At 56.2% G+C, this 6,740-nt stretch carries 8 protein-coding genes; 4 read left to right on the top strand and 4 right to left on the bottom strand.

What is annotated here, in order from left to right; genetic code table 11:
• Positions 1–858: SDR family oxidoreductase (locus H7A81_RS07070; RefSeq protein ID WP_182057093.1), on the bottom strand; the 858-nt coding region annotated here is incomplete at its 3' end.
• Between the two features lie 103 nt (positions 859–961).
• Here H7A81_RS07070 and H7A81_RS07065 point away from each other — a divergent pair.
• Positions 962–1,786 carry a helix-turn-helix transcriptional regulator gene (locus H7A81_RS07065; protein ID WP_182057092.1) on the top strand — a complete coding sequence of 275 codons (825 nt, stop codon included), beginning with the start codon at positions 962–964 and terminating at the stop codon, positions 1,784–1,786.
• Here the strand turns inward: H7A81_RS07065 and H7A81_RS07060 are convergent.
• Positions 1,728–2,159, bottom strand: a complete 432-nt coding sequence (locus H7A81_RS07060; protein ID WP_182057091.1) for a helix-turn-helix domain-containing protein — start codon at positions 2,157–2,159, stop codon at positions 1,728–1,730. The two genes, H7A81_RS07065 and H7A81_RS07060, sit on opposite strands and share 59 nt — an antisense overlap.
• Positions 2,160–2,269: 110 nt before the next feature.
• On the opposite strand from H7A81_RS07060, the gene H7A81_RS07055 reads away from it, so the two are divergent.
• Positions 2,270–3,319 carry an NAD(P)-dependent alcohol dehydrogenase gene (locus H7A81_RS07055; RefSeq protein ID WP_182057090.1) on the top strand — a complete coding sequence of 350 codons (1,050 nt, stop codon included), beginning with the start codon at positions 2,270–2,272 and terminating at the stop codon, positions 3,317–3,319.
• A gap of 34 nt (positions 3,320–3,353) precedes the next feature.
• Here the strand turns inward: H7A81_RS07055 and H7A81_RS07050 are convergent, their stop codons facing one another.
• The gene (locus tag H7A81_RS07050; RefSeq protein ID WP_182057089.1) at positions 3,354–4,277 is read right to left on the bottom strand and encodes a formyltransferase family protein; all 924 of its coding nucleotides are present in this window, start codon (positions 4,275–4,277) and stop codon (positions 3,354–3,356) included.
• A 196-nt stretch (positions 4,278–4,473) separates the two neighbouring features.
• On the bottom strand, positions 4,474–4,914 hold the full coding sequence (locus tag H7A81_RS07045) for an ester cyclase (protein WP_097117666.1): 441 nt from the start codon (positions 4,912–4,914) through the stop codon (positions 4,474–4,476).
• 111 nt (positions 4,915–5,025) lie between these two features.
• Between H7A81_RS07045 and H7A81_RS07040 the strand changes: the two genes are divergently transcribed.
• Both H7A81_RS07040 and H7A81_RS07035 read left to right on the top strand, forming a co-directional pair.
• The gene (locus H7A81_RS07040; protein WP_160866927.1) at positions 5,026–5,937 is read left to right on the top strand and encodes a LysR family transcriptional regulator; all 912 of its coding nucleotides are present in this window, start codon (positions 5,026–5,028) and stop codon (positions 5,935–5,937) included.
• A 118-nt stretch (positions 5,938–6,055) separates the two neighbouring features.
• Positions 6,056–6,697 carry an aspartate/glutamate racemase family protein gene (locus H7A81_RS07035; protein WP_182057088.1) on the top strand — a complete coding sequence of 214 codons (642 nt, stop codon included), beginning with the start codon at positions 6,056–6,058 and terminating at the stop codon, positions 6,695–6,697.
• Positions 6,698–6,740: the final 43 nt, after the last annotated feature.

Here is a 6,740-nt window from a genome sequence, read left to right as displayed (position 1 = left end):
CTGCAGCAGTCCCGGTCCGGTGGGCTGACAGTTAAATGTTTGACGTGTCCATTCACTGGAAGCCGGATTATCAATGGAAGCAAAGAACGCCATCCAGCCCAGCCACTCTTTCGCTTCTTCCGTGCTCAGGCTTTTCACCGGCAGAGACAAACCTGCACCAATGGTTTCGGCGATCTGGCGGAATGCGATGCCTCCTTCCTGAATCGCATGCAAAATCGTGCCGGCTTCGGCGTGCTCGGCGGCGAGGCAGAACAACTCTGCCGCATCATCACGATGCACCGCAGGCCAGCGATTCGCACCATCCCCGATATACACCGCCGCGCCTTTCTCTTTCGCCATATTAATGATCATCGGCACAAAGCCGTGGTCGCCTGCGCCGTGTACCGTGGGCGGAAGACGCACTAGCGAGACGCGCACCCCTTTATCCGCCAGCGCGAGTGCGGCGATGTTGGAGTCGGAACGAGGATGGCCGCCGGAAACCGGTTGAGTCTGTTCAACCGCGAGACGTCCTGGCGAGACCAATGCAGTACCGGTGGTCACCACCAGCGGACGGTTTGACCCGGCTAGTACTTCACCCATCGCCAGAATCGCCTGCTGATCGATAGCCGCTGCGTGATCCATGCGGCTGAAATCATGGATATAGCCGGCATGGATCACACCGTCACTCTGTTCAACGGCGCTACGCAGGCTGGCAATATCTTCTAAATCGCCGCGCATCACCTGGACTCCCTGCTGGTGCAGCTTCTCTGCTGACGCGTCACTGCGTGCCAGTCCAAGCACGTCCACGCCGCGTGCCTGCAGTTTTTTCACAATGGCCGAACCGATAAAGCCGCTTGCGCCGGTCACAAAAAGTCGCATATTCGTACTCCTATTTCTGGCTGTTGAAGCACTATGATAAAAGTCTGCGGCGCGGCGAAAAGTCGTGAGCTTATACAGGTATAGGCACTAACAGGATAACGCCATGACCCAACAAGACGACAATCTGCTCGGCAACTACCTGCGTGAACGACGTCAGCGACTGGATGCCGGCAAACTCGGCTATCCGTTGCTGCGGCGTCGTACGCCCGGATTGCGTCGGGAAGAGGTGGCGGTGCGCGCCTGCGTCAGCACCACCTGGTACACCTGGCTGGAGCAGGGCAGAGGCGGTGCGCCCTCCGAAGAGGTATTGGAACGGTTATCCAAAGCGTTGGAGCTAAGTGCCGCCGAGCGCGACCACCTGTTTCTGCTGGCGCAGAATCGTTTGCCGGGCGTCACCTGGCAGGCGGGCGTGGATGTTTCACCCTCGTTGCAACGCGTCCTGGATAGCATGACGCACACGCCCGCGCTGGTGAAAACCGCTGAATGGCAGGTGGTGGCGTGGAACCGAGCGGCGACCAAAGTATTTGTGGATTACGCCCAACTGCCGCCGGAACAGCGCAATATCCTGTTGATGATGTTCAGCAACGAAGAGATGAAAAAACGCCTGCCGGATTGGCATCAGGTCACGCGTAACATGGTGGCGAATTTCCGTGCCGACGTAGCACGTACCGGTGCCAGCGAGCATGTGCGCACGCTGGTGGAAGAACTCAGCGCGATGAGCGAAACCTTCCGTCAACTGTGGCAATCGCAGGAAGTGAGCCAGCATGGCGAAGGGATAAAGCAACTGTGGCTACCGGACGAAGGCGTGCTGGAACTCGAATACAGCACCTTCGCCGTTGAGGGTAAGCCCGGCCTGAGCCTGGTGGTGTTTAATCCTCGCTTGCCGAGAGATCGTGAGACGGTGGCGCGTCTGATGGCACGTCCGTAGCCGCGCGCAGGTTGGCGTCCATTGCATCCAGCGCCGCCTGATTCTCCAGTCCCCACTGGTACATCTGTTCGATTGGGGCTGCAAAGGTCTGTCCCAGCGGCGTCAAACGGTAATCCACTTTCGGTGGAACCACGTCGTACACATGGCGGGCAATCAATCCGCGTTGCTCCAGCTCTTTTAATGTCTGAAACAGCATCTTCTTCGAAATTCCCTGCAGGCTGCGCTGCAACTCGCCGGTGCGCGCACGCTGTCCCGGCCAGTGATAAAGCGCGTGCAGCACCATGCTGCTCCACTTCAGCGAGAACAAATCCATCAAGCGACGCGGCGGGGAATCCGCATAAAAAAACAGCTTGCCGTCAACCCAGGCTGGCATCAGTGTCACTCCTCTATGGTCACCAAAAGGTGACTACTATCATTTCTGCACCACGTTGACTATAGTCTGCCGCCTTCAACTCAATAACGCCAGCACCTTGCGGAGGCACCATGAAAATCAACGCATTAGTCGCACACGACGCGGCAAAACCTTTAGTATCCAGCCAGATCGCGCTGCGTCCACTGCAACCGCAGGACGTTAAAATCGATATCCTGTACTGCGGCGTGTGCCACTCCGATCTGCATATGGCACGTAACGAATGGGCGGTGAGTCGTTATCCGCTGGTGCCGGGCCACGAAATTGTCGGCCGCGTGCGGGAAACTGGCGTAGCGGTCACAAACTTCAAGGTCGGTGATGTGGTGGGTGTCGGCGTGATGGTCGATTCCTGTCGTGAATGCCATTTCTGCCAGCAGCAGGAAGAGCAGTACTGCGAAGCCGGATTTACCGCGACCTATAATGGTATCGACAAACACACTGGCGACAGCACCTGGGGCGGCTATGCACAGAATGTGGTGGTCGATCAGCATTTTGTGGTGTCAGTGCCGCAGAACCTGCCGCTGGCAGGCGTTGCGCCGTTGCTGTGTGCGGGCGTCACCGTTTGGTCACCGCTGCGTCACTTCAAGGTGCAGGCCGGCGACAAAGTCGGCGTAGTAGGCTTAGGCGGGCTTGGGCATATGGCGGTAAAACTGGCGAGTGCGATGGGTGCGGAAGTGACGCTGTTCACTACCTCTCCGGAAAAAGGTGCCGATGCGCGACGCCTGGGGGCCAGCCGCGTGGTGGTCTCACGCGATGCGGAACAGATGGCAGCGGCGCAAACCTCTCTCGACTTCATTATCGACTGCGTGTCCGCGCCTCACGATCTCGATCCCTACCTCGCCACGCTCAAAACCAATGGTCGTTTGGTGCTGGTAGGCATTCCGGAACAACCGCATCAGGCACCTGACGTCACGCCGATGGTCTTCCGTCGCCTGAGCATCAGCGGCTCATCCATCGGCAGCATCAAAGAGACGCAGGAGATGCTGGATTTCTGCGGCGAACACAACATCACGGCAGATATCGAATTGATTGCGGGTGAAGCAGTCGAAGATGCATTTGCGCGCATGCTGAAGGGTGATGTGAAATATCGCTTTGTGATTGATATGGCAGCGACCCGCTGGTGATAAAGGTTGGCGATTTCAGCCTGAAATCGCCAGCTCAACATGACTTCAGTTGCATCCCCACGCACAGTGAGAAGTGCTGCACGAGCTGCGCCGCACTAAGATTGTCGTGATGCGATAACCCCGTCGCGACAATTTCCAGCACATTTTCGCCACAGGCGATATACAGCGGATCGATGGAAATAATGCTGCCCGCTGCGTGCTGATGCGACTGGGTAATCACGCGGCTTTTCCACACGATAAAACGCTGTTCTCCCATCAGGCTATACGCACCAGGCCACGGATAAGCAACGCCGCGAATCAGAGCATGAATCTCATCGGCAGACTGATGCCAGTGAATCTGCCCATCCTCAGGCTTTCGTTGTCCCGGTTCGCTGGCGAGACTTTCATCCTGCACGCGTTCAATCAAACTACCCGCCCGCAGAGCGCGCAGCCAGTTTGGCAACTGTTCACGTGTGGTGCGTACCAGTTTGCGATGTAATGAAAGCGCCTCATCTTCATCAGTGATAGCGACACGGCTTTGCGCCAGAATTGGCCCGCCGTCTGGCACGTCATTAATGCGATGAAGCGTCACCCCGGTTTCACGCTCATTGCGGATAATCACCCAGTTGAGATGCGCACGTCCGCGATAGGCGGGCAGCAGCGAAGCATGCACATTGAATGCGCCTTTTTTGGCGGTGGCAATCATGGCAGAAGAGAGCGCTTGTCGATAAGACAGGGTCAAAATCGCATCGGGTTGCAGCGACGCTACTTTGGCAATCCATTCTGGCGTATTGATATCGTCCGGACAAAACACCGGGATCTGTTGCTGCAGCGCCATGGCTTCAACCGAGTCAAAGAAGCTATTTTCCTGATGGGCGCCCGCGTGGGTGAACACGCAGACCACTTCAAATCCCACTTCCTGCAAACTCTCCAGCGCCGCGCATCCCATCTCATGATACGCACATAACACGACTTTCATTCTTCCGCCTGTGAACACTGATTAACGTCTGGTGCTTAGCATAGCAGGGGAAGATTATGCCTGGCTTAAACCATGCAGTTGATCGCTGTTAATTCGTCAAAGACTTGTTTATGTCCTTAACTCTCCGCTGCGTCATTAGTGACTAACAATGCCGCGGACTTCTGCCATGAGTTATACGCTATCTGCAGTGCTTCTTTTAGGGAGTTGGGAATTGCCCAATTTGCTGGAACATGGCAAACCAATCTTCCATATGCCAGGTGGTGGTCACGCGCTCGCCGTTGAGCAAGTGGAATTCGTGCAGGCGCACGCTAATGCGACGACCGGTTGGTGCAATGCCCATAAACTCACCCTGGTGCGTACCGGTAATTTCTGCACGCACAGCAATCTTTCCAGGCTCCTGAAGCATGTCGTGCACGGTGATGTTGATATCCGGGAACGCGGCGATAAAACCTGCCAGTAGTGGCTTAAATCCTTCTGGTCCCGGCCCCTGACCTGGCGCCAGTGGGATGTCATCCCAGTCTTGTGTGACCGCCAGATCCAGCAGATCGGGATTTTTGTCACTAAAAGCGCGATAGAGGTTTTCTACCGCAGTACGTTCAGCTTGCAGGCGTTGGTTCAGTGGTTGTGTCGCAGACATGTTGGAAACCTTATTGGATTAGTTAGCGGTGCATCTCACCGGCTTGTGCAGTATTCCTGAATCTGACACTATCCATCCAACAAATGATTGGTATAGAGCATTATACAAAATATGAATTTTGAAGGATTCGATCTCAATTTGCTGGTGGCATTTAATGCCTTAATGCTGGAGCGCAACGTCACTAAAGCGGCGGCACTGGCTGGCGTAAGCCAACCGGCGATGAGTGCCGCGCTTTCTCGCCTGCGTCGTGTTTTTGACGATCCTTTGTTTATCCGCAGCGCAGAAGGCTTGTTACCCACGGCGAAAGCGCAGGAGATTGCGATACCGGTGGCCGATGCGTTAGGGCAGGTGCGTCATTTAATGAAGCCCGCAGAGGTCTTTGATCCCACAGCCAAACAGCGCAGTTTTACCCTGGGATTGACGGAGTATCCGATGCATGTGCTGCTGCCTGCGCTAACCAAAAAGCTCGCGGCGGTGGCACCTCATTGCACGATTCATGTGCGTTATTTTATTGATCGCGATGAGGTTGTTGCGCTACTCGATGCGGGCAAGATTGATATTGCCGTAGGCGTACCGCCAACCAAAGCAGAGAACCGAATTCTTTCCCAGCCATTGCTACGTGATGACTTTGTCACCTTAGTCGGGCGCGACCACGAAGCCGCGCGTAAAGGCATGAACCTGCAAGCGTTTCTATCAATGCGCCACATCCTGGTGTCACCGGAAGGCAACCATTACGGCTTGGTGGACCAACAATTGCGAGAGCAAGGTTTAGCGCGCACCATTAGTCTGACGTTGCCCACCATGTTTACCGTGCCCGCGCTCTTGCCGGGAACGGATTATGTGGCAACGGTACTGCGCCGCGTGGGCACCACTTCATCCCGCCAGGGCGACATCATCATGTTTGAACCGCCGTTGGCGCTGCCCTCGATTCCATTTGATCTGCTTTGGCATCGCAGGACGCAGGACAGTGCGGCGCATCAGTGGTTGCGCGGTGTGATCGCGGAAGTCGGAGCAGCATTGTAGATCAAACCAGCGGCAGGTACGTGTTGCCGCTTTTGCATAAACCTGCCATGTTACTCGACACAATAAAAAACCAGTCCGCTTTGCAAACCCATTTAACATCAGACCAGGAGTAACAGCCATGCTGGGGATAATCCGCGTATTAACCCATCCAGATCAGCACTTTGTCGAAGAACATGGTCGGCTGATTCATCAGGAGTACGCTATCAACTCAATTAGCCGGGCGATCCCCGATCAGCACAAAGGCATTTTCGATGATGCCAGTGAAGCGCTGGCGGTGCCTAAGATCGTTACGCTCGGGCGGCAATTAGAGTCCGACGGCTGCAATGCGCTGTTTCTCAGCTGCGCCGCCGATCCTGGCCTTGCGGCATTGCGCGATGCCGTATCGATTCCCGTCATCAGCGCCGGTTCGGCATCGGCAAGTATTGCGCGTATGCTCAAGCGTCCTGTCGCGGTGATGGGGATTGGCGCGACGGCCCCGGCGCCTTTCCGTCAGTTGCTGGGTGAATCCGTGCGTTACGCGCGTCCGGAAGGGGTGCTGAACACCACGGACTTGCTGAGCGCAGAAGGTCGCGCCAGCGCCCTGGCCTGTGCGGATAGTCTTTATCGCGATGGCATTGAAGTCATCGCCTTCTCATGCACCGGTTTTTCCACCATCGCGCTAGGCGACAGCATTCGCCAGCAGTTAGGGAAAGTGGCGGTGGATGCGGTGAGTGCGGCAGGCCTGTTTATCAGCCAGTTAGCCCCGCAATCCGCGCGATAACCTGCTCGCGCCGCTGCCCGGCGGCGCATAACATCCTGTAATC

The organism is Pantoea sp. ME81 (assembly GCF_903970985.1).
In the GTDB taxonomy this organism is placed as follows: Bacteria; Pseudomonadota; Gammaproteobacteria; order Enterobacterales; family Enterobacteriaceae; genus Pantoea; species Pantoea communis.
The sequence above is the reverse complement of the archived record's forward strand: the minus strand, read 5'-3'. Positions and strand labels throughout refer to the sequence as shown.

Excerpts from the sequence above, each read along its gene's own strand:
- H7A81_RS07065 (WP_182057092.1), top strand. The coding sequence starts at position 962 with ATGACCCAACAAGACGACAATCTGCTCGGCAACTACCTGCGTGAACGA.
- H7A81_RS07060 (WP_182057091.1), bottom strand. The coding sequence starts at position 2,159 with ATGCCAGCCTGGGTTGACGGCAAGCTGTTTTTTTATGCGGATTCCCCG.
- H7A81_RS07055 (WP_182057090.1), top strand. The coding sequence starts at position 2,270 with ATGAAAATCAACGCATTAGTCGCACACGACGCGGCAAAACCTTTAGTA.
- H7A81_RS07050 (WP_182057089.1), bottom strand. The coding sequence starts at position 4,277 with ATGAAAGTCGTGTTATGTGCGTATCATGAGATGGGATGCGCGGCGCTG.
- H7A81_RS07045 (WP_097117666.1), bottom strand. The coding sequence starts at position 4,914 with ATGTCTGCGACACAACCACTGAACCAACGCCTGCAAGCTGAACGTACT.
- H7A81_RS07040 (WP_160866927.1), top strand. The coding sequence starts at position 5,026 with ATGAATTTTGAAGGATTCGATCTCAATTTGCTGGTGGCATTTAATGCC.
- H7A81_RS07035 (WP_182057088.1), top strand. The coding sequence starts at position 6,056 with ATGCTGGGGATAATCCGCGTATTAACCCATCCAGATCAGCACTTTGTC.